Origin of the sequence: Polaribacter tangerinus, assembly GCF_038024095.1 — a bacterium.
Classification (GTDB): domain Bacteria; phylum Bacteroidota; class Bacteroidia; order Flavobacteriales; family Flavobacteriaceae; genus Polaribacter; species Polaribacter tangerinus.
Map to the genome: position 1 here is coordinate 776,332 of NZ_CP150668.1, position 23,454 is coordinate 799,785.

Annotated in this window: 15 protein-coding genes; 10 read left to right on the plus strand and 5 right to left on the minus strand. The window is 31.5% G+C overall.

Annotation, left to right across the window (positions count from 1 at the left end):
• Window positions 1-38 precede the first annotated feature (38 nt).
• The 3 genes from gltB (at window position 39) to WHD54_RS03565 (ending at window position 7,256) form a co-directional block, all read left to right on the plus strand.
• Window positions 39-4,550, plus strand: coding sequence for a glutamate synthase large subunit (gltB, locus tag WHD54_RS03555; RefSeq protein WP_088323278.1), 4,512 nt, complete (start codon window positions 39-41; stop codon window positions 4,548-4,550).
• A gap of 4 nt (window positions 4,551-4,554) precedes the next feature.
• On the plus strand, window positions 4,555-6,018 hold the full coding sequence (locus WHD54_RS03560; protein ID WP_088323279.1) for a glutamate synthase subunit beta: 1,464 nt from the start codon (window positions 4,555-4,557) through the stop codon (window positions 6,016-6,018).
• A gap of 152 nt (window positions 6,019-6,170) precedes the next feature.
• Window positions 6,171-7,256 (plus strand): glycosyltransferase, encoded by a 1,086-nt coding sequence (locus WHD54_RS03565; protein WP_088323280.1) that lies wholly within the window; start codon window positions 6,171-6,173, stop codon window positions 7,254-7,256.
• On the opposite strand, the gene WHD54_RS03570 is transcribed toward WHD54_RS03565, so the two are convergent.
• Genes WHD54_RS03570 through WHD54_RS03580 form a run of 3 tightly spaced genes read right to left on the minus strand, consistent with a single transcriptional unit; the run spans window position 7,257 to window position 9,626 of the window.
• Window positions 7,257-8,069 carry a 2OG-Fe(II) oxygenase gene (locus tag WHD54_RS03570; protein ID WP_088323281.1) on the minus strand — a complete coding sequence of 271 codons (813 nt, stop codon included), beginning with the start codon at window positions 8,067-8,069 and terminating at the stop codon, window positions 7,257-7,259.
• A complete protein-coding gene (locus WHD54_RS03575; RefSeq protein WP_088323282.1) occupies window positions 8,062-8,940 on the minus strand; it encodes a glycosyltransferase family 2 protein in 879 nt (292 codons plus the stop codon). The genes WHD54_RS03570 and WHD54_RS03575 overlap by 8 nt, the downstream gene beginning before the upstream one ends.
• Window positions 8,940-9,626: a cell division ATP-binding protein FtsE gene (locus tag WHD54_RS03580; RefSeq protein WP_088323283.1), complete on the minus strand. Its 687-nt coding sequence runs from the start codon at window positions 9,624-9,626 to the stop codon at window positions 8,940-8,942. Before WHD54_RS03580 ends, WHD54_RS03575 begins: the two co-directional genes overlap by 1 nt.
• Before the next feature lie 158 nt (window positions 9,627-9,784).
• On the opposite strand from WHD54_RS03580, the gene WHD54_RS03585 reads away from it, so the two are divergent.
• The 7 genes from WHD54_RS03585 (at window position 9,785) to WHD54_RS03615 (ending at window position 19,370) form a co-directional block, all read left to right on the plus strand.
• Complete coding sequence (locus tag WHD54_RS03585) at window positions 9,785-12,823, plus strand: tetratricopeptide repeat protein (protein WP_088323284.1); 3,039 nt, start codon at window positions 9,785-9,787, stop codon at window positions 12,821-12,823.
• Window positions 12,820-14,583 carry a TonB-dependent receptor gene (locus tag WHD54_RS03590; RefSeq protein WP_088323285.1) on the plus strand — a complete coding sequence of 588 codons (1,764 nt, stop codon included), beginning with the start codon at window positions 12,820-12,822 and terminating at the stop codon, window positions 14,581-14,583. The genes WHD54_RS03585 and WHD54_RS03590 overlap by 4 nt, the downstream gene beginning before the upstream one ends.
• A 77-nt stretch (window positions 14,584-14,660) precedes the next feature.
• Window positions 14,661-16,091, plus strand: a complete 1,431-nt coding sequence (locus WHD54_RS03595) for a M20/M25/M40 family metallo-hydrolase (RefSeq protein ID WP_088323286.1) — start codon at window positions 14,661-14,663, stop codon at window positions 16,089-16,091.
• A 14-nt stretch (window positions 16,092-16,105) separates the two neighbouring features.
• Window positions 16,106-16,468, plus strand: a complete 363-nt coding sequence (locus WHD54_RS03600; protein WP_088323287.1) for a DoxX family protein — start codon at window positions 16,106-16,108, stop codon at window positions 16,466-16,468.
• A gap of 12 nt (window positions 16,469-16,480) precedes the next feature.
• Window positions 16,481-18,094 (plus strand): amidohydrolase, encoded by a 1,614-nt coding sequence (locus WHD54_RS03605; protein WP_088323288.1) that lies wholly within the window; start codon window positions 16,481-16,483, stop codon window positions 18,092-18,094.
• Between the two features lie 190 nt (window positions 18,095-18,284).
• A complete protein-coding gene (locus WHD54_RS03610) occupies window positions 18,285-18,902 on the plus strand; it encodes a TonB-dependent receptor plug domain-containing protein (RefSeq protein ID WP_088323289.1) in 618 nt (205 codons plus the stop codon).
• A gap of 21 nt (window positions 18,903-18,923) precedes the next feature.
• Entirely contained in the window at window positions 18,924-19,370 is a 447-nt protein-coding gene (locus WHD54_RS03615; RefSeq protein WP_088323290.1) for an FKBP-type peptidyl-prolyl cis-trans isomerase, read from the plus strand.
• A gap of 56 nt (window positions 19,371-19,426) precedes the next feature.
• Here the strand turns inward: WHD54_RS03615 and WHD54_RS03620 are convergent, their stop codons facing one another.
• Together WHD54_RS03620 and trpA are read right to left on the minus strand one after the other, a co-directional pair.
• Window positions 19,427-22,594: a S41 family peptidase gene (locus tag WHD54_RS03620; protein WP_088323291.1), complete on the minus strand. Its 3,168-nt coding sequence runs from the start codon at window positions 22,592-22,594 to the stop codon at window positions 19,427-19,429.
• An 86-nt stretch (window positions 22,595-22,680) separates the two neighbouring features.
• Complete coding sequence (gene trpA, locus WHD54_RS03625) at window positions 22,681-23,445, minus strand: tryptophan synthase subunit alpha (RefSeq protein ID WP_088323292.1); 765 nt, start codon at window positions 23,443-23,445, stop codon at window positions 22,681-22,683.
• Window positions 23,446-23,454: the final 9 nt, after the last annotated feature.

Below are 23,454 nucleotides of genomic sequence, written 5' to 3' on the forward strand. Positions count from 1 at the left end.
AATAAAAAATATAAATTAGCGGATATAATTCAATAAAAATGAAAAAACAAGGCTTATATTTACCAGAATTCGAACATGAAAATTGTGGCGCAGGATTTATCTGTAATCTAAATGGAGAAAAAACAAACCAAATTATACATGACGCACTAGAAATACTAGTAAAACTAGCACACAGAGGTGGTGTTAGTTCCGATGGAAAAACTGGAGATGGAGCTGGATTACTAATAGACATTCCTCACAAATATTTTAAAAGAGTTTGTGATTTTGAAATCCCTGAACCTAGAGAATATGCTGTTGCTATGGTTTTCTTGCCTAAAAACAAGAATCAATACTCTTATTGTAAAAATATTTTTGAAAAAGAATTAAAAGAACAGGGGCTATCTGTTTTAGGCTGGAGAAAAGTTCCTGTAGACGCCTCTCACCTTGGTGAAATTGCCTTAGCCTCAGAGCCTAACATTGAACAACTTTTTATCGGAAAAAAAGAACCAATTGACGAGGCTATTTTTAAGGCCAAATTATATGCTGCAAGAAAAATTGCAGAACATGAAATAAGAAACTCTAAAACATCCGAAAGCAACTATTTTTACGTTTCTAGTGCCTCACTAACAACTATAATTTATAAGGGTATTATAAAGCCCGAAGATATTGGTCCTTATTTTAAAGATTTACAAGAAAAAGACCTGGTTACTAGATTAGCACTTGTACACCAACGTTTTTCTACCAACACAATGCCAACCTGGGAACTTGCACAACCATTTAGGTTTATGTGCCAAAACGGAGAAATAAACACTCTTAGAGGAAACGTAAGCAGAATGCGTGTTCGAGAAGAAATTATGAAAAGTGATGTTTTTGGTCCACAAATAGAAAAATTATTTCCGATTATTTTACCCGGAAAATCTGATTCTGCCTCTATGGATATGGTAGTTGAACTCCTAACACATACCGGACGATCGTTACCAGAAATTATGATGATGATGATACCTGAAGCATGGGAAAAACACGCTACAATGTCTAATGAACGAAAAGCATTCTACGAATACAACAGTTGCATTATGGAGCCTTGGGATGGCCCGGCATCTGTTCCTTTTACAGACGGTGATTATATTGGAGCTTTACTAGACAGAAACGGATTAAGACCTTCTAGATACACTGTTACCAAAAGCGGAAAACTGATAATGTCTTCTGAAATTGGGGTGGTTGATGTAGCTCCTGAAGACGTAAAAAGACACGGTAGGCTAGAACCCGGAAAAATGTTTTTAGTAAACATGAATGAAGGCCGAATAATTGAAGATGAAGAAATTAAGAGTAAAATTGTTTTGGAAAGACCCTATTTAGAATGGTTAAATAAAACTCGTTTACACCTTAAAGATGTACCATACACCGGAGATACTTGTCCTATTGAAACGATAGATATTAAAACCAGACAGCGCTTATTTAATTACACTTTCGAAGACATACAAGAAGTTATTACACCAATGGCGCAAGTTGGAAAAGAAGCATTAGGCTCAATGGGAATCGATACACCTTTAGCAGTCTTATCGGACAGACCTCAATTAATTTCCAACTACTTTAAACAATTATTTGCCCAAGTTACCAATCCTCCTCTAGATGGTATTCGAGAAGAAATTGTAACCGATATTAGTTTAAACCTAGGAAAAGACAGAAATATATTTAGCATAACCGAAAGGCAGTGTAGAAAACTAAAAATACAAAATCCTGTAATTTCTAACGCCGATTTAGAAAAAATTAGAAGTATTAATATCGAAAGTTTTAAAGCTAAAACGATCGAAATTTTATATCCAAAAAATAAGGGTTTAAATGGCTTAGAAGATGCTTTAGAAAATATTATTACGCAAGTAGAAAAAGCAATAGAAAACAAACACAATATAATTATTCTATCTGATAGGGGCGTAAATCAAGAATTTGCTCCTATACCAGCATTATTAGCATGTTCTTATGTTAACCATCAACTAAACCGCTTAAGAAAACGTTCTTATTTTGATATTATCATAGAGTCTGCAGAACCTAGAGAGCCTCATCATTTTGCTACTTTGTTTGGCTATGGAGCCAGCGCTGTAAACCCTTACATGGTAAATGAAATTATAAGAGCTCAAGTGAAAGAAGGGTTTATTACCGACATGAACGAACAACAAGCGGTAGACAATTTCAACAAAGCTATTGGAAAAGGTCTTTTAAAAGTGATGAATAAAATCGGAATTTCTACATTACACTCTTATAGAGGTTCTCAGATATTTGAAATCGTTGGCTTTAACTCGCAATTCGTAGAAAAATACTTTCCCTACACAGCTTCTAGAATTGAAGGTATTGGATTGTATGAAATTGAAAAAGAAATAGATCAAAGGTACAAGCAAGCCTACCCAGACAATCAAATTGATAAAAATTTAGGGCTGAATATTGGAGGAGATTATCGATGGAGAAGAAATGGCGAGCGCCACTTATTTAATCCTACAACAGTAGCAAAACTCCAGCAAGCTGTAAGACTGAGCGACCAAAAAAGTTATGATGTTTATGCCAAAGCTATAAACGAACAAGCCGAAAACTTAATGACTATTAGAGGCTTATTTCAGTTTGACAACCTAGATCCTATTCCGTTAGAAGAAGTAGAACCATGGACTGATATTGTAAAGCGATTTAAAACCGGCGCCATGTCTTATGGATCAATTTCAAGAGAAGCACACGAAAATTTAGCAATTGCCATGAACAGAATTGGTGGAAAATCTAACTCTGGCGAAGGTGGTGAAGACAGAAATAGATTTCAGAAAGATGCTAATGGAGACAGTAGAAACTCTGCTATAAAACAAGTTGCTTCTGGTAGATTTGGCGTTACCTCTCACTACCTGAGCAATGCTAAAGAAATTCAAATTAAAATGGCTCAAGGTGCTAAACCTGGTGAAGGCGGTCAATTACCAGGCTACAAAGTTTTACCTTGGATTGCCAATGCTAGAAACTCAACTCCTTTTGTAGGATTGATTTCTCCGCCACCCCATCATGACATATACTCGATTGAAGATTTAGCGCAGCTAATCTATGATTTAAAAAATGCCAATAGAGAAGCTAGAATAAATGTAAAACTAGTATCTGAAGTTGGTGTTGGAACAATTGCTGCCGGTGTTGCAAAAGCAAAAGCAGATGTAGTATTAATATCTGGATATGATGGTGGTACAGGTGCCTCTCCATTAACTTCGTTAAAGCACGCTGGTTTACCTTGGGAACTAGGTCTTGCCGAAGCGCAACAAACACTTGTTTTAAATAATTTAAGAAGTAGAATCGTTGTAGAATGCGACGGACAGCTAAAAACGGGTAGAGATGTAGCAATAGCTGCACTTCTAGGTGCCGAAGAATTTGGCTTTGCTACAGCCCCTCTTGTAGCGTCTGGCTGTATAATGATGCGTAAATGCCACTTAAATACCTGCCCTGTCGGTATTGCTACACAAGACAAAGAATTAAGAAAAAACTTTAAAGGAACTCCTGAACATGTAATTAATTTCTTTTACTACATAGCAGAAGAATTAAGAAAAATAATGGCACAACTTGGTTTTAGAACTGTTGCAGAAATGGTCGGTCAAACTCATAAAATTAATGCCAATAAAGCAATTAAACATTACAAAGCAAAAGGTCTCGATTTATCTACCATACTTCACAGACCAGAGGTTTACAAAAAAATGACCGTTAGAAATACCAAGGCTCAGGAGCATGAACTTAAAAATGTATTGGACTTTACCATTCTAAAAGATTCGCATAGAGCAATGTATCGTAAAGAAAAAATGACCTTGCACTACCCTATTAAAAATACAAATAGAACTGTTGGCGCAATTGTTAGCAACGAAATTTCTAAAATATATGGTCATCTTGGTTTACCCGAAGACACTATTACCATGAAGTTTTCTGGCGCTGCTGGGCAAAGTTTTGGCGCATTTGGTGCACACGGACTTACCTTTATTTTAGAAGGTAGCACCAACGATTATTTAGGAAAAGGACTTTCGGGAGCAAAACTAATCGTTAAAAAACCTGAAAAAGCGGACTTTGTTGCCGAAGACAATATTATTGTTGGTAATGTTTGCATGTTTGGAGCTGTTGAAGGAGAAGCGTTTATTAATGGAATTGCTGGCGAACGCTTTGCAGTAAGAAACTCTGGAGCAACAGCAGTAGTTGAAGGTGTTGGAGACCACTGTTGCGAATATATGACAGGAGGAAAAGTGATTGTACTAGGTAAAACAGGTAGAAACTTTGCTGCCGGAATGAGTGGAGGAATCGCTTATGTATATGACCCAAAAAACACTTTTACAAACGGACTCTGTAACACCGAAACAATCGATTTTGAAGAAATAACAACAGAGGATTCTGTTGAGTTAAAGGAAACTATACAAAAACATGTGCTTTATACAGGAAGTAAAAAAGGAACTACTCTGTTAAATGATTGGGATATGAATGTTAAAGACTTTGTAAAAATAATGCCTACAGAGTATAAGATTGCTCTACACAGAATAGCTACAGAAGCACCGATGTTTGAAGAACTAACTAAAGCATAATGTCATGGGAAAAATAACAGGATTTAAAGAAATTAAAAGAAAAGATGAAACCTACACTTCTGTAAAAGACCGTGTAAAAAACTATAAAGAATTTACAGTTTCATTAACAGAAAAAGAAATTTCTAAACAAGGCTCCCGATGCATGGATTGCGGTATTCCTTTTTGCCACAGTGGTTGTCCGTTAGGAAATTTAATTCCTGATTTTAACCACATGGTGCATCAAGGAGAATGGAAAAAAGCTTCTTGGATTTTGCATGCCACTAATAACTTTCCAGAATTTACAGGAAGACTTTGTCCTGCACCTTGTGAACAAGCTTGTGTTTTAGGAATTATTGAAGACCCAATATCTATAGAAAATATAGAGAAAAATATTGTAGAAAGAGCTTTCAAAGAAGGTTGGATAAAACCACAACTTCCCAAAAAGAGAACCGAAAAGAAAGTTGCAATTGTTGGTTCCGGACCTGCAGGATTAGCCGCCGCTCAGCAACTAAATAGAGCCGGCCATTGGGTAACTGTTTTTGAAAGAGATGATGAAATTGGTGGCTTATTACGATATGGAATTCCAAACTTTAAAATGGAAAAGGAAATTATAGACCGAAGAGTTGAAATTTTAAAAGCAGAGGGTATTGTTTTTAAAACCAATGTAAATGTTGGTGTAAATTACGATACAAAGGATTTAAAAACTTTTGATGCTATTGTTTTGTGTGGTGGAGCATCTGAAAAAAGAACATTACCAACCCCAGGAATTGATGCTAATGGTGTGGTACAAGCAATGGACTTTTTAACACAACAAACAAAAGTATTATTTGGTAAAAAAGTAGAGAATCAAATTACAGCGACCAACAAAAATGTAATTGTAATTGGTGGCGGAGATACAGGCTCCGATTGTATAGGAACCTCTAACAGACAAGGCGCAAAATCTGTTGTAAATTTCGAAATTATGCCAAAACCACCCGGACACAGAGCACCAAGTACTCCATGGCCATACTGGCCTTTAAAATTAAAAACTTCGAGTTCTCATGAAGAAGGTGTAGAGAGAAACTGGCTTATAAATACCAAAGAGTTTATAAAAGATAATAACGGAAAATTAATAGCCCTTAAAACAGTTAATGTTACTTGGAAAATGAATCCTGGAGAAAAACCAGTTTTAGAGGAAATTGCAGGAACAGAAAAAATTTGGCCTTGTGATTTAGCATTATTGGCACTTGGTTTTACAGGGCCTGAAAAAACGCTAGCAGAAAAACTAGGTGTTGAAACCGACATTAGAACTAATTACAAAGCAGACTACGGCAAATACCAAACAAATATTTCAAACATATTTACTGCAGGAGACATGCGAAGAGGACAATCTTTAATTGTATGGGCTATTTCTGAAGGAAGAGAAGCTGCTAGACAAGTAGATTTATTTTTAATGGGAAAATCTGAACTTCCGTCGAAAGATATAGCTGGAGACTTGGTTGCAATGTAGATTTATTTTTGTGTGATATTTTATTTTTCTAACATATATAAACTCCGACAGTATATATTGCAGTCGGAGTTTTGATTAAGAATTCTAAACTAGAGATTAAAAACCTAACATCTAATAAATTGTTTTTATATTGCAGTAAAAATCAATAAAAATTGAGAAAAATAATTGTATCGGTAACTACAGATTTAACTACTGACCAACGCGTAGAAAAAGTTTGTAATACACTTTATAAAAACGGTTTTAATGTAACTTTGGTTGGTAGAAAATTAGCCAATAGTTCGCCTTTAAAAAGAGACTATAAGGTTAAAAGATTTCAGTTATTTTTCAATAAAACGATTCTCTTTTTTGCCGAATATAATATTCGCCTTTTTTTTTACTTAATGTTTTCAAAAAAAGAACTACTTCTTGCCAACGACATAGATACCTTAATACCTAATTACTTAATTCACAAACTACAACGTAAAAAATTAATATTTGACAGTCACGAGCTTTTTTCTGAAATACCTGAATTAGTTCATAGAAAAAAGGTTAAAAAATTTTGGCTTAGTATAGAAAACTGGATACTTCCAAATCTAAAAAACAACTACACTGTTAGTAACAGTATTGCAAATTATTATTTTAATAAATACAAGGTTTCTTTTACCACAATTGCCAATTATCCTCAGAAAAAAAAATACGAAAAAACACTAGTTTCTTCATTAAGAAAAGATGAAAAAATAATTATTTACCAAGGAGCTGTAAATATTGGAAGAGGTCTAGAATTAATGATAGAAACAATGAGTCTTTTAAATAATTATAGGTTGATAATTATTGGAGAGGGAGACGTTTTGAAGTCATTAAAAAAGCTAGTTGCTCTAAAAAATCTCAAAAATAAAGTCGTTTTTATGAATAAGGTAAGTCCTATAGAACTCTCTAAAATTACACCAAATGCACATGTAGGAATAAGTCTCGAGGAAGATTTAGGCTTGAGCTACAAATATGCTTTACCAAATAAAATTTTCGACTATATACAAGCAAAAGTTCCTATTTTAGTTTCAGACTTACCAGAAATGAGAAAAATTGTTGAAGAGTATGGAGTGGGAGAAATTCTAACGTCTAGAGAACCAGAAATACTAGCCAACAAAATTGAAACAATTACAACAAGCGATTATCAAAAAAAATTAAAATTAGCAAAGCAAGAATTAGTTTGGGAAGTTCAAGAAAAAAAGTTGGTAGCAATTTTTAAAAATGCTCAGTAACTATTTTTTGTATTGATGAGGATTTTCGCGAATCCCTTTTTTAAAAATTTTTCGAATACTCGTTCTCAAAAAGTTGTCTAATTGTAAAAACACGTCTTTTACCAATTCCGATTTTCTACCTCTAAAGGTTGTTACATGAAACTTGTCTGACGAATTTAAAGGAGTATTAGAAAAATAATAATTAGACACACAACACCTAACCAAATTTTTTTGAACCTTACTAACTGAGTGCCAAGAATTCTGATGTGTAGCCATAACCACTAATCTATTATATTTACTAACAATAGTAACCGGTTTCTTTCTAATACCTTCTGGCCATAACTCTAAGTTACCTCCGTTTTGTAACTTCCAATTTGGTGTAACATAATACAACAAATTTAATATTCGCCAACGATTTCTATCTTTATCATGAGAATTGTCTAAATGCGGATTTAAAAAATTGTTTTTTCCCATTAAAGAAAGTCCGCCAGCATACAAATTCTCATCTGCGAAAACCTCTTCAACTCCACAAATATCTGCTACAAGATTCACAACTTTTTTGTCTTGAAAAGCATAAGTTACCTCCTCTAAAATAGCCCCATACTTATTTAGTTGATAAGCTGTATATTTTTTTTCTCTTAAACTTTTACGCGCCACAGTATTGTGTACCGATGGAAAATTATCATAAATATTTTTAGTAATGTTAACCGGAAGTAAATCATCGACGTAGAAATACCCTATTTTATCTTTTGTTTCTTTAAACTGAGCTTTTAACTGCTCTTTTTCTTCTGTTAATTTTAGGTAAATTAAGTTTGCAATTTCTTTTCTATCCATCGTTTCTATCTAATTTACATAAATATGATATTTTTAAACAATTTAAGAAAAAAACTGATGTTTTTCTAATTGCCAACTGTTCGAAAAAATTAGATTTTTTGGCTAAATAATTTGAAAACCGTACTTTTTTAAAGTAGCTTAAAAGTTGTAACAAAGGTACTTTGTGTTTAATAAAATGATAATTTTTATTTAAAAAAAGTAAATTTCGCATAGCTTTTTTAGTTTTCTCAACAAACAAAACATCATCTTCAACACCCAAATGAAAAACCTCATTTTCTATATGACATATTGGGTGTCTGTTTTTTTGTAGCATTAGTGAAAACAACAAATCTTCTCGCCCATAATCTTTTAAACGCTCATCGAAAAGCATAGAGGAAAAAACATTTTTACTTATTAAAAAATTAGAAGTGAAAAAATATTTCTCAGGATTCTTTTGCCTATTTTTTAAACTAATTTCTTCATGCTTTTTTCCGTATTTATACCTCAATAATTGTAATATTTCTGGATTATTATCATATCGTAATCCACCACAAAAAACCTTACATCCTTTTTGTAATGAATTTAAATAATTCTTTATAAAACTTTTAGAAGTTGGATACACATCTGCATCTAAAAATAAAAGCCACGAAAACTGCGCTTTTTGAGATAGTAAGTTTCGTATTGCACTTCTGCCAATATTATCTTTAAGAGCGGTAAAACTGACATGAGAAAAACTTACTATTTTTTGATTCTCTATATTCAAATCTGAGAGAGAACCATCATCAATACATATAATTTCGAAAGGTATATTTTCTATTAAAAGCTGACTATGCAGTTCTTTTACTAAAGAAAAAACAGAAAAATTATATGTAGGTATTAAAACTGATAACATTAAACGGATGCTTGTTGTGCAACTTCGAATAATTTTCCTCCTTCACACTTTATTGTTTTTTGTTTAAACCTAACAATTAATTGATAATCGTGTGTTGCCATTAAAATAGTTTTGCCACTTTTATGAATTTCGGTAAGAAGTTCCATCACTTCCATAGAGGTTTTTGGGTCTAAATTTCCGGTAGGCTCATCTGCCAAAATAAGTTCTGGATCATTTAATAATGCCCTTGCAATTGCCACTCTTTGTTGTTCACCACCAGAAAGTTCGTAGGTATTTTTGTAGTATTGACTTTTCATACCTACTTTTTCTAAAACCTCATGAATTTTATTTTTTATGGCTTCTTTATCTTTCCAACCTGTTGCTTTTAGTACAAATTTTAGGTTATCAAAAACATTGCGATCGCTTAAAAGTTTAAAATCTTGAAAAACGATTCCTATTTTTCTTCTTAAAAAAGGGATTTCCTTTTCTTTTAACTTTTTTAAATTAAAATCTACAATACTTCCCTCACCTTGTTTTAAAGATAAATCTCCATAAAGTGTTTTCATTAAACTACTTTTTCCACTTCCTGTTTTTCCTATAAGATAGTAAAAATCTCCTTTATCAATTGTTAAATTAACATCCGAAAGCACTAAATTATCTCTTTGATAAATAGCTGCGTTTTCTAAATGTAAGACGGCATTTTTCATAAAAATTGTAGTTTCTACAAACTTAAAAGTTTCTGTTGATTTTTTTACTATAAATTAACAACTATTCTTATTTTTGAATTAAAAATAAAAAAAATCTTAGCTCAAGCCAACAAACTAACTATTTGTGCGTTGTATGTTTTGAAAGTAAAATTAACGACATGAAATTTAAATTTTTTAAAAAATATTTTTTCTTACTTAGTATTTCTTTCAGCACATATAGCCTAATTTCTCAAGAGTCAATAGTAAATACAACTGCTTTAAAGGAATATAACAATGCTGTTATTTTGTTTCAAAATAAAGCATATGCTGCCGCTAAAACAAGTTTAAAAAAAGTTGCTAAAAATTTACCAAGTACCTCCAGTTTAAAAGCTGATGCAACTTTTTTGGAGGCCATGTGTGCCATAAAATTGAACGAACCACAAGCAGATAAAAAAATTCTTTCTTTTATTGAACAAAACCCTAATAGTTCTAAAAAAGATATCGCTTTTTTTGCAATTGGAAATCATTATTTTGCACAAAAAAAAGCTGCTCATGCATTAAAATGGTACAATAAAATAAATAACTTTTCATTATCAAAAGAAGAAATAAAAGAATTAAACTTTAAAAAAGGCTACTGCTACATTGAGTCTAACAACCTAACGCTTGCTCAAAAAACTCTTTTACCTCTTTTAAATGATGCTAAATATGGCAACGACTCTAGGTATTATTATGGTTTTGCCTCCTACAAATTAGAGGATTATGGTATTGCAGAGTCTACTTTAAAAGAAATTGCAGATAACGATTCTTACAAAGCAGAAATATCTTATTATTTGTTAGACATTAGTTTTAAATCTGGCAAATTTGATAGAGCTATACATGTTGGCCTAAAACTATTACCAACTATTGATAAAAAACTAAAATCAGACGTTTCTAAAATTATTGGTGAAAGCTATTTTAATCAAAAAAAATATACTGAAGCTATTCCTTACCTAAAAAAGTACAAAGGTAAAAATGGAAAATGGAACACTACCGATTTCTATTTATTAGGATATGCTTATTACAGACAGAAAGAGTATGAAAATGCTATAAACAATTTTAATAAAATTATAAATAGTAATAATAGTATTGCTCAAAATGCCTACTCACATTTGGGAGAATGCTATATGAAATTAGGAAAAAAAAATGAAGCTTTAAATGCTTTTAAATCAGCCTCTGAAATGGATTTCGATAAAATAATTCAAGAGGATGCTGCGTTAAATTATGCAAAATTAAGTTACGATGCAGGAAACCCATTCGAAACGGTAGCTAATGTTTTACAGAATTACTTAAAAAAATACCCAAACTCAAAAAACTTCAACGAAATAAGTAGCTTGGTAATCTCTTCTTACATAAATGAGAAAAATTTTAAAGGTGCATTAGCTTTTTTATCCAAAAATGAATCGATATCAGAAACAGAAAAAATTTTAGAAGTATCTCTTTACAGAGCTATTCAATTGTATAATGAAAATAAGTTTTCTCGAGCTTTGCCTTTTTTTACAAAAGCCAAAGCTGCTAAAAACACAAAAGTAAAATTGAAAGCTAACTATTGGGAAGCACAAACATTTTATGATCTTAAACAATACAAAGAAGCTTTAAACAGTTTTTTAAACTTAAAAAATATTGGCGGTAAAGCAGTAGTAAATATGTATAAAGATATAGATTACGCAATTGGATATTGCTATTTTAATTTGAACAATTATAAGATGGCCATAAATGCTTTCGAAAATTTCATTGATCAGAATGCAAGTTCAGAACCGCTTATATTAGATGGTTATTTGCGTTTAGGAGATGCTTATTTTGCAGAAAGTAACTACAAAAAAGCAATAGATAAATACACAAAAATCACTACCAAAAATGCTGTAGATAGTGATTATGCTTTGTATCAAACCTCTTTAAGTTATGGTTTTTTAAACAATAACAAAACTAAAATAACATCACTAAAAAAACTGGTAAACAACTATACAGATTCTAACTTACATGATGATGCTCTTTATCAACTGGCAAATACTTACACAAAGTTAAAAGACACAAAAAATGCTCTGATTGCCTACAATAAATTATCTGAAAAACACCCTAATAGTATTTTTCTTCCTAGAGCATTATTAAGACAAGGACTACTCTACTTTAATGAAAACTCTTTAGAAAAAGCACTACAAAATTTTAAGAGAGTAACACTAGAATTTCCAAACACATCTGAAGCTATGGAAGCGGTTTCTAATGCCAGAAATGTGTATATAAACCAAAATAAGTTAGACGAATATATTCAATGGACAACCACATTAGATTTTATAAACATAAGTGATGCTGAAATAGACAATGCAGCCTTTGAAATTGCAGAAAACGAATATTTAAACGGAAGTGATACTGAACAAAAGTTATTTGAGTTATATGCTTATATTAAAAGGTTTCCTAATGGAATTCACAAAATAAAAAGCAACTTATACTTAGCAAGCCTACATTATAGTTTACGGGACTTTGACAAAGCATTAATATCATACATAAACATTATTAATGAAGGAGTTTCGGAGTACTCAGAGGAGTCGCTAAACAAGGCAGCAAATATCTACCTTAATAAAGGAAATTATACAGATGTAATTCCGATACTAGACCAATTAGAACAAGAGGCATATAGCACAGATAATATTCTTTTTGCACAAAGTAATTTAATGCAAGGTTACTACAAAATAGGTAATTATGAGCTTGCTATTGCGTACGCTAAAAAATTATTGGGTAAAACTAAAATTACCGATGAGTTAAAAAATGATGCTAAAATAATAATTGCGAGAGCGTCTTTTGAAAACAATGATTTTGAAACATCAGAAGAGTACTACTCCTCTCTAAAAGAAGAATTAACGGGTATCTTAAAAGCAGAGACATTGTATTATTTAGCCTACTTTAAAAACATAAAAAAAGAATACAATGCCTCTAATAAAATTGTTCAAAACCTTATTGCTAATTTTTCTAATTACAAATATTGGGGAGTGAAAAGCTATGTGGTTATGGGAAAAAACTACTATGGCTTAAAGGATGTTTATCAGGCAACTTTTGTCTTAGAAAATATAATTACAAATTTTCCTCAATATAAAGATATTGTAAAGGAAGCAACCGAAGAATTAAATGCAATTAAAAAAAGAGAAGCAAAAAATAATAACTCTATAAATACAGAAAAAATCAAATGATAAAAAAAAGCATTCTTCCTGTATTATTTTTAGTATACTTTTTTTCTGGGATGGCTCAGGAAAAAAGAAAAGATACTCTTGTAAAAACAGCTATTGTATCTATTACCACAAAATACAATCCTGAAATTTCTGGTGCCCAAAAAATTACTAAAAAACCAACACTAAATCTACTTAAAAATAGTTTAAAAAAGAAAGTAAATTACAGCATTTATTCAGCCCCAGTAGCCTCAACATTTATCCCAAAAACAGGTGTCGTAAAAGGAATTAACTTAGGCATTAAAGAAACCATATATTCTAATTATTTAGCACTAGGCTACGGCAATTACAGCACTACTTTTTTAAATGCAAACCTATATAAAATGAATCGGTTTGATAATGAAATTGGTATTTCTTTAAACTACAATGCAGCCAACCAAAACATAAGAAATTCTCTTTTAAACAGTACTTTTTCTAATTTCGACGCTAGTGCATTCTTTAAAAAAGAGGCACGATATTTTGATTGGAAAGTTGCCCTAGAAACACAAAACAATAAATACAATTGGTTTGGTTTGCCTACACAAAATTCATCATTAATAAATCCTTCTACAATTGATGAATTGCAAACATACAGTTATTTTAAAGGCATAGGAAACCTTCAATTTCATGACTCATATATTAAAAACATCTTATTAAAAACCTCTTTCTTTACAGATAGATTTGATAGTAATGAAATAATGATAAACTTTGACTATGATTTATTATTTCCCTTAGATTTTCTTTTTAGAAATGCTAATGATATAGCAATTATAGGTGGTGTAGAATTTTTAACAGGAAAATTTAATAATAACTACCAAAATTCGGCAACTATCAATTACAAGATAATGACCGCAAACTTAAAGCCAAATTATACTTTTTTAAAAGATAATTTTATTTTAAAAATAGGTTTTAATTCCTTTGCAACTGTAGATTATGAAAACAAAAAAAGCAAATTTTTAATTTTTCCAGAAATCTTTACAGAAACCAATATTTACAGCAGTTATATTTCTGGATTTGCAGGAATAACAGGAAATTTACACACAAATACCTACCAAAAATTTAGTGAAATTAACCCATATGTCTCACCAACATTATCAATAAACCAAACTATAGAAAACTCTAATGTTTATGTTGGCTTTAAAGGAAATTTAAATACAAAATTAAATTACAACATCCGTGGCTCATTAATATCAGAAGACAATAAACCCCTATTTGTAAGAAATAATGCTAAATCAAATACTAATTTAATAATAACTAATGGCCCTGTTTTAAAGAGTTATGAATACGGTAATTCTTTTAATGTAATTTATGACGCTGTTAAAACTACTTCTATATTTGCTGAGTTTAATTACAAATACAACAAAAGTTTACTATTAAATGCCCAAGTAGATTTTAATAGTTATACTGCAAAAAATGCTACAGAAATATGGAATTTACCTACACTTCAAACAACTATAACAGGTAAATTCACTACAAAAAAATGGTTTGCTAACACTGCACTTTTTCATGTAAGCGAGCGTAAAGACGCATTATACAGTAGTACATTTCCATCAAATATTAACGCCGTACAGAAATTAAAGGGTTTTGTAGACGTAAATATATATGGTGGCTACCATTTTAATGATAAATTCACAGGCTTTATTAGACTTAACAACCTTTTAAACACAAAGTACCAACGCTTTGCAAATTTCGAAACTCAAGGTTTTCAGGTATTAGGAGGTATTTCCTACAAATTTGATTTCTAAATAAATAAGTACCTAAAAAAGCAATGCTATTTTATCAATTCATTTTTGTAATTTTAACAAAATTAAATTACACTAAAATGAAAAACATATTCTCATTTTTATTTGCTATCATATTACTATTTTCTTGTAATTCTGGTAAAGAAAAAACGCAGCTAGAACAATTAACAATAGAAGAAAAAATAGACTCTACAAATATTAAATCTATTTTTAATACTGCTTTAACAGAGGGAAAGTCATACGAATGGCTAAGAGACTTAACACAAAATATTGGAGCTAGGTTGTCTGGTTCTGCAGCTGCAGAAAAAGCAGTACTTTGGGGTGAAAAATTAATGAAAAACACAGGTTTAGATTCTGTATGGTTGCAGCCAGTAATGGTACCGCATTGGGTTCGTGGAGAAAAAGAAGTAGCAAACTATACTGTTAACAATAAAAAGAAAAATGTACCAGTGTGTGCTCTTGGCTTTTCTGTAGCAACCCCTGAAGAAGGAATATTAGCCGAAGTAATAGAAGTTAAAAGTATACAAGAAGCACGAGAGTTAGGTGAAAAAATGAAAGGTAAAATTATCTTTTTTAATAGACCTTTCGACAATACATTAATAAATACCTTTAGCGCCTACGGCGGATGTGTAGACCAGAGAGTTCAAGGAGCAATAGTTGCTGGAGAGTATGATGCAAAAGGAGTAATTGTTCGATCTATGACAAATTCTATTGACGATTTTCCTCATACAGGAACCATGTCATACGGAAACCTACCTAAAGAAAAACACATTCCGGCTGCGGCGATAAGCTCTCGTGCTGCCAATATTTTAAGTCGTGATTTAAAAGAAAATCCTACTTTAAAGTTCTTTCTAAAGCAACACTGCAAAACATTGCCAGATGCTCCATCTTTTAATGTAATTGGAGAAATTAAAGGAACTGAAACTCCAGAAAACATTATTGTGGTTGGAGGTCATTTAGATTCTTGGGATTTAGGCGAAGGTGCTCATGATGATGGAACAGGAATTGTACAATCTTTAGAAGTTGCCTATTTATTTAAAAAATTACAAATAAAACCAAAAAACACCCTTAGGGTTGTTTTCTTTATGAATGAAGAGAATGGTACAAGAGGAGCAAAAAAATACGCAGAATTAGCAAAATTAAATAAAGAAAATCATATTGGTGGGTTAGAATCTGACTCTGGCGGTCACACGCCGAGAGGTTTTTCTATTGATGCAAATTCTGTAAATACACAACTATTACAGAGTTGGAAAAAACTACTCTCTCCCTACGGATTGCATGATTTAATTAAAGGAGGATCTGGTGCAGATATTTATCCGCTAAAATCGGACAATGTAACTTTAGTAGGCTATAAACCAGATAGTCAAAGATATTTCGACTACCATCACACAAGTAATGATACTTTTGATAAAGTAAACAAAAGAGAACTAGAATTAGGAAGTGCCTCTATGGCAAGTCTTATTTATCTTATGGATAAATACCTTTACAGTAACACGGTAATAAAACCATAAATAAATTTAAAACCATGGATAATTACACTTTTATTCTTCGTGTTTTTTTTAGTATTCTATTTTGTTTTGCAGGAATAATGCACCTCATAAAACCAAAAATATTTAATAATTTTATACCAAATTTTTTACCCAAAACAGCTGTTAACTATGTTTTTGGAACCTTAGAATTTGTATTTGGTGTAGCTTTATTAATTTCTAATTTATATAAAAATGCTTCGTTAGGTATATTAATACTATTAGTTATTTTTCTGCCAATACATATTTGGGATGCTACTAAAATTAGACCTGCTATTAGAAAAAAGTGGATTGCTAATATTAGAATTCCAATTCAATTTTTACTCATCTATCTAGTTTACAACATTTACATATCATCATAAACATTACAAAAAATGAAAAAAAATATTCTAACTTTATTAATAATTACAATCCTTTTTTCCTGTTCTAAAAAAGACGTGGATACCATTATTATTAATGCCAATATTTACACAGTAAATGAAGATTTTGAAAAATCGGAGGCATTTGCTATTAAAAACGGAAAATTTATTGCTGTTGGAGCCAACGAGGAAGTTTTAGGAAAGTTTACTTCAAAAGAAATAATTGATGTAAACAATAAAACAATAATTCCAGGAATAATAGATGCACATTGTCACTTTTATAGAATGGGCTTACAGCAACAAAAGGTTTCTTTAGAGGGCACAAAAAGTTACGAAGAAGTTTTACAGAAACTTGTAGAGTTTCAAAAAGAAAAGAACACCCAATTTATAACTGGTCGCGGATGGGACCAAAACGATTGGGACGTTAAAGATTTTCCGACAAAAGAAAAATTAGACAAACTTTTTCCAACAATACCAGTGGCAATTACAAGAGTAGATGGGCATGCCTTATTAGTAAACCAAGCAGCAATAAATTTGTCTGGCATTAATGCAAACACAAAAGTGAGTGGAGGTGAAATAATTACCGAAAATGGTAAAATGACAGGCGTTTTAATTGATGCTGCTATGGATTTCATTAAAATACCGGAACCTTCTAGGCAAGAAGCGATTCAAGGACTTTTAGATGCACAAAAAATTGCTTTTTCCTACGGACTTACCACTGTAGATGACGCAGGACTAAATAGAGAAACCATTGAACTTATTGATAGTTTGCAACAATCTAATGTTTTAAAAATGAAAGTGTATGCCATGGTTTCAGGCGACAACCAAGCTCAGATTGATTATTATATTAACAAAGGAATTATAAAAACAGACAGGCTAAATGTAAGATCTTTTAAAGTTTACGGGGATGGCGCTTTAGGTTCTCGAGGAGCAGCCATGCGAGAATCTTATTCAGATAGAAGCAACCACTTTGGTGCATTAATTTATAGCCCGAAAAGATACCAAGAAATAGCAACCCAAATAGCAGCATCCAACTATCAAATGAATACCCACGCTATTGGAGACTCTGCAAATACATGGATGCTAAAAACCTATAAAGAAGTCTTAAAAAATGCAAAAGACAGGCGCTGGAGAATAGAACATGCTCAAATAATTTCTGAAGATGATTTTACTCTTTTTAACAATATACTGCCATCTGTTCAACCAACACATGCAACTTCGGATATGTATTGGGCAGTTGATAGAATTGGGCAAAAAAGAATAAAAGGAGCTTATGCTTTTAAAGATTTATTAAACACATATGGTAAAATAGCATTGGGAACCGATTTCCCTGTAGAACAAGTAAATCCTTTTTTAACTTTTTATGCAGCAACCACAAGAAAAGATCTGAACAATTATCCAGAAAATGGGTTTCAAATGGAAAATGCACTTAGTCGTGAAGAAACTTTGAAAGGAATGACAATTTGGGCAGCATTTTCTAATTTTGAAGAAGAAGAAAAAGGAAGTATTGAAGCAGGAAAATTTGCTGATTTTGTAATCTTAAATCAAGATATTATGACTGTTAAAGCAAAAAATATCCCTAAAACTAATGCAGAAGCAACTTATATTAACGGCGAGAAAGTATTTTAATTTTTATATGATATTATTTTTTTAGTAGTACGATGTATTAATGAATATAACTGAATTATTTTAACTTCTTACTTCAATCTTTTTATGTAAATTAGTATGTAATTATAAAAAATAAATTTTGCTTGTAAAAGAAAGTAATTCATAGACTAATTCTATTAATTTCAAATTACTCATTACTAACAACAACAATATGAAAAATTTTAAAATAGTACTTTTTTTATTATTAATTAGCTTAAGTCCAAATATTTTTTCTCAAGAAAACATTAAACTTTTTATAAAAGTTAAAGACGAAAAGAACAAACCTGTACCTGGTGCAGTTATTCTTATTGATGATGTAAAACAAAATAGAGTTGCAAATTTACAAGGTGTTTTTAAAATCAGGCTTCAAAAAGCTCCGAAAACAATTACCGCTTTTTCTCCCGTAATTGGAGTAAATAAAATAGATTATCAAAACGGACAAAACAACATTACCATTAAAATTTCTAAAGGAGAAAACCTACTATACAAAGAAAAGAATTTAAAAGAGCAATCTGTAAATCCACAACAATTTGCAACCATTTATGATTATTTAAGAGGCAATGTTCCTGGATTAAATGTAAGTGGCACAAATATAACCATTAGAGGCTTTAACACAGTTAATGGAAATACAGAACCACTATTTATAGTAAATGGAACTCCGGTAGAAAAGTCTACTTTTAGCTTAATAATACCTTTAGAAATTGAAAAAATAACAGTTTTAAAAGGTGCAGAAACAGCAAGATATGGTGTAAGAGGTGCAAATGGAGTAATTGTAGTTGACACAAAATAATTGCGAATTAAAACGTATCTAATGAAAAAAATAATATTTCTACTTTCACTAATTTTTATATTGTGCGCTTGTAGCAGCGATAGTGATTTCGAGCCACAAACAGCAGCAGATATTACTACCTATTTATCTGAAAATAATTTACAAGCAAAGAAAACAAATAATGGACTTTACTATATTATAGAGCAAGAAGGTTCTGGCAAACGACCAACAAGTAATTCTACTGTTACTGTAGCTTACAAAGGCTATTTGTTAGATGGTACAGTTTTTGACGAAAGTAGCGCTTCTGGTGTTACGTTTCCCTTAAACGCTGTAATACCTGGCTGGACTCTTGGAATTCCATTATTTAAAGAAGGAGGTTTTGGTACGTTAATAATCCCCTCTAATTTAGGATATGGTAATAATGGAACTCGAGGTATTCCTGGTGGTGCTGTGTTAGTCTTTGAAGTGAAACTTTTAAAAGTAAACTAGGTAATTTAGACTGTATAAAAAAAGCGAAACTTTAAAGTTTCGCTTTTTTTATGTAACTATTTTAATTCATTTAATAATACCTCTACTGCCTTTTTTAGTTGATCATCTTCTCCTCTCTCCTTCCATCCTGGTTTATTTTCAACTAAATAATCTGGTACTGCTGGGCCATGTTCCATATTTAAACCAGACTCTTTCACATACCATGCTCTATAAGGCATTCTTATAGAACCATCTTGAAGTCTGTAAGAACCTGTAGAAATTACTGCTCCGAAAGTTGGTTGCCCAACCAATTTACCCAACTTAAAACTTTTAAATGCATGCGCAAAAATCTCTGCATTTGAATAACTACTCTGATTTGCTAAAGCTACTAATGGTTTTGTATTTACAGATAAAATAGCTCGTTCGTTGAACGGATAATTTTCTGAAAAACTTTTATTATTTTTCTCTAAATTATTAGTAGCACCTCTAGGAACTGTGTATGCATGTTGTTGTACCGTTAAAACTGCCATTAAACGATCGGTAGTCCAACCTCCTCCATTATTTCTAACATCAATAACAATTCCTTTTTTTCCGTATCCACTTGCTTTCAACTCTCTTTCAAAACGTTCAAAACTCGGCAAATTCATTCCTTGTATATGAATGTAACCTAGTTGACCGTTAGAAAATTTATCTACTAATTTTTTACGAGAATTAATCCATTCTTCATATCGTAAACTCGAAATAGTTCTGGTGCTTTGTGTTCTTACCACTACATCGGTATTATCAGACAATGTAAGTAACACTTCTTTTTCTGAAGTATTTCTTAAAAGACTGTAAAAATTAGTATTTCTATTGATTTTATTACCGTTTACCTGTTTTATAACTGCACCAACTTTTAGAGAAACATTTGTTTTTGTTGCTGCTGAGTTTGGTAAAATGTAATTAATTTTTACACCACTTTTTACATTAGAAACATCCAAACCTAAAAGCCCCACATTATCACTAAATGTTTTTTCTGGTGTGCTTCCTCTATATCCCATATGACTCGCATTTAACTGACCTAACATATTGTTAAACATAAAAGAATAATCTTGTTTTGTTTTTGCCGACAAAACCCAAGGTCTGTATCTTTTTACAATTTTTTCCCACTCATATCCATGATACTGAGGGTCGTAAAAACCTGCGGTAATAGCTCTAACACCCTCTTCAAAAACTTGTTCATTTAACTTTGAAAAATCTGTAGTATAGGTGGCTGAATGACCATAAGAAATAACCTTATCATTTTTTAAATTTAACGATTTTAATTTTCCCCTCGATGAAAAGTATAGGTTTTGATTGTGTAAACTTTTGGAACCGATATTAGACACATCTTTTACAATTTTTGGTGTACCTCCCAAAATTGCTACTTTATATAAACCATTTTTGTTTGTTACGGGATCTGTTGCAGAAATATAAACACTCTTACTATCTGGACTAAACATTGCTCCGAATTCATTACCAGCCCAACTTGTTAATTGCACTAAACGGTCGTAAATATTTTCTTCATGAATTCTTACAATAACTTCTTTAGAAGCTGATTTCTCTTTGGAAGCTTCACTAATATCGTAATAGTTTCCTTCTTTAAAGTCTACCTTAGTTTTTTCCCAATCAGATTTTTGTAACCAAACCATCCATGTATCATAATTGATTCCTCCTCGATCTCCTGCTCTATTAGATACAAAAGATAGCTTTTTTCCGTCGGGACTCCATACTGGCGATGAATCTGATCTAGGATGCATAGATACATTCATTCTTTTAGATGGGTTCTCTATAGAATGAATATAAATTTCGCTATCGAAATTTAAATCTTGCTGAGAGTATGCAATATACTTACTATCTGGGCTCCAAGATACATCTCTAGCAGCTGCCCAAGTATCTGAAAAAGTTGTTTGTTTTACAATTTTACCATCTACAACATTTGCAATTACTAGTTTTCCTCTGCCAACTCGGTAAGCAATTTTCTTTCTATTAGGAGATAATAATGGTTCAAAAACATCAATGTTACTTGATGTCAATTTGGTGATTTTTGTTTTTAAACTTCTACTTAAATTTACATTTTCATCAACAGAAACTACTTTATAAAGTTCATTTTGACCGCTTCTATCTGATACAAACCCTAGAGTAGTATCGTCTATCCAAAAAGGTTCGTCGTCTTTAAAAGGATGATTGCTTACATTATTTGTTGTTGATATATCTTTGTTATTTTCCTTTACAAAAATTTCACCATTAATACTTAAGGCAATTAATTTTCCGTTTGGAGACACATCTATAGCACCAACATTTGAAGTAGTTGTTTCTGTTTCAATTATTTCGAAACGATTGTCTGTAGCTAAATTTAAATTGAGTTTTGTAGTACGGCCATTATGTAATTTAAATACTTCTAAACCGCTGTTATAAACAACAGTTCCGTTATTACTCACAGAAAAAGACAATACGCCGTTAACTTTTAAGTCTGTTAACTGTTTTGCTGCTTGTTTTGCACTACCATCGGCTTGGATAGAAGTTTTGTAAATATTATATCTTCCGCTTTCCGAACCTATAAAATATAAGCTTCCTTGGCTATCCCAAAGAGGTGTATGGTCGTTTTTTTTACTAGTAGTTATTTGATGATATTCTTGCGTATTTTTGTTGTAAATCCAAATATCTCGTTGAGCTGGTCCGTTATAATCTTCTCTCGAAATTCTACAAGTTCCTTTAACAAAAGCTACCAAATTTCCATCTGGTGATACTGTTGCTTGACTACCTAAAGCAGTCATATAGCGATTTGGAGTTTCGCCTTTTTCGTTTACACTATATATAGAAGTTTCTCTTTCTGTACCTTTAAAGATTCGATTGCTAGAAAAAATAATATCTCCATTCTCCGACCAAAAACTTGGAGTATCTGTAGTTGGGTAAAAAGTTAATTGTGTAGGTATACCTCCATTAAGGCCTATTTTAAAAATATTGGAATACCCTTTTCTATTAGAATTAAAGATTAATTGAGAACTTGTGCTATTCCAAATGGGGTTACTTTCATAGGCTTGATGAATGGTTAATCTTTTTTGCTGATTGGTAGCAAACTCTAAAACCCAAATATCACCATCAAAACCAAATGCCATTTTCGTTGCATCTGGGCTAATTGTTGGAGTTCTAACGAATGTTTCTTGCGCAGAAACCACAAATAAATTACCCAAAAAGGCAAGTATAAATAATATTTTTTTAGTCATTTTGTTGATTTTTAAGCAACTAAAATAAACTATAAAACAAGAAACAAGATGAGAACAAGTCCCTTTAAGAAACTTTTAAGAATTGTTTAACTAATAATTGGTTTTATAAAAGCCTCGATTCCTTCCACTCCATTTTTTTCTAGGTTTTTAATAAATGCTGAACCAATAATTGCACCATCAGCGTATTTACAGGCAGTTGTAAAGGTTTTTTTATCAGAAATTCCAAAACCTATAATCAGTTTACTCTTCAAGTTCATAGCTTTAATTCTTTTGAAATATGCAATTTGCTCGTCAGAAATTTCTCCTTTAGCACCAGTTATAGAAGATGAGGCAACTACGTAAATGAATGCTTTTGTATAAGAATCTATTTTCTTAATCCTCTCTACTTCTGTATTCGGAGTAATTAAAAAAACATTTGTTAAACCATATGTATCAAACAGTTTTTTGTAATGATTTTCGTACTCTACCATTGGCAAATCGGGTAAAATTAGTGTATCAATACCACAATCAACTACTTTTTTACAAAATCTGTCTTCACCATATTTAAGCATTTGATTTAAATATCCCATTAGAACCAATGGTGTTTTATTCGTAGATTTTATTGCCATTAATTGTTCGAAAACAACATCTAAATTTACACCATTTTCTAAAGCTTTTTGACTACTTTCTTGTATAGTTGGGCCATCTGCTAAAGGATCTGAATACGGCAAACCTACCTCTATAAAATCTACTTTACTTTTTTCTAAAGCAGCAATTACTCTTGTTGTATCTTGTAGTTCTGGAAAGCCACATGTAAAATATATAGATAATAAATTGTTAGTATTGGCAAATAGGGAGTTTAGTGTTTTCATAAACTAGAT

What these genes read in the sequence shown, in the direction of transcription:
- gltB (WP_088323278.1), top strand. Translation starts at nt 39, where the DNA reads ATGAAAAAACAAGGCTTATATTTACCAGAATTCGAACATGAAAATTGT.
- WHD54_RS03560 (WP_088323279.1), top strand. Translation starts at nt 4,555, where the DNA reads ATGGGAAAAATAACAGGATTTAAAGAAATTAAAAGAAAAGATGAAACC.
- WHD54_RS03570 (WP_088323281.1), bottom strand. Translation starts at nt 8,069, where the DNA reads ATGGATAGAAAAGAAATTGCAAACTTAATTTACCTAAAATTAACAGAA.
- WHD54_RS03575 (WP_088323282.1), bottom strand. Translation starts at nt 8,940, where the DNA reads ATGTTATCAGTTTTAATACCTACATATAATTTTTCTGTTTTTTCTTTA.
- WHD54_RS03580 (WP_088323283.1), bottom strand. Translation starts at nt 9,626, where the DNA reads ATGAAAAATGCCGTCTTACATTTAGAAAACGCAGCTATTTATCAAAGA.
- WHD54_RS03585 (WP_088323284.1), top strand. Translation starts at nt 9,785, where the DNA reads ATGAAATTTAAATTTTTTAAAAAATATTTTTTCTTACTTAGTATTTCT.
- WHD54_RS03590 (WP_088323285.1), top strand. Translation starts at nt 12,820, where the DNA reads ATGATAAAAAAAAGCATTCTTCCTGTATTATTTTTAGTATACTTTTTT.
- WHD54_RS03595 (WP_088323286.1), top strand. Translation starts at nt 14,661, where the DNA reads ATGAAAAACATATTCTCATTTTTATTTGCTATCATATTACTATTTTCT.
- WHD54_RS03600 (WP_088323287.1), top strand. Translation starts at nt 16,106, where the DNA reads ATGGATAATTACACTTTTATTCTTCGTGTTTTTTTTAGTATTCTATTT.
- WHD54_RS03605 (WP_088323288.1), top strand. Translation starts at nt 16,481, where the DNA reads ATGAAAAAAAATATTCTAACTTTATTAATAATTACAATCCTTTTTTCC.
- WHD54_RS03610 (WP_088323289.1), top strand. Translation starts at nt 18,285, where the DNA reads ATGAAAAATTTTAAAATAGTACTTTTTTTATTATTAATTAGCTTAAGT.
- WHD54_RS03615 (WP_088323290.1), top strand. Translation starts at nt 18,924, where the DNA reads ATGAAAAAAATAATATTTCTACTTTCACTAATTTTTATATTGTGCGCT.
- WHD54_RS03620 (WP_088323291.1), bottom strand. Translation starts at nt 22,594, where the DNA reads ATGACTAAAAAAATATTATTTATACTTGCCTTTTTGGGTAATTTATTT.
- trpA (WP_088323292.1), bottom strand. Translation starts at nt 23,445, where the DNA reads ATGAAAACACTAAACTCCCTATTTGCCAATACTAACAATTTATTATCT.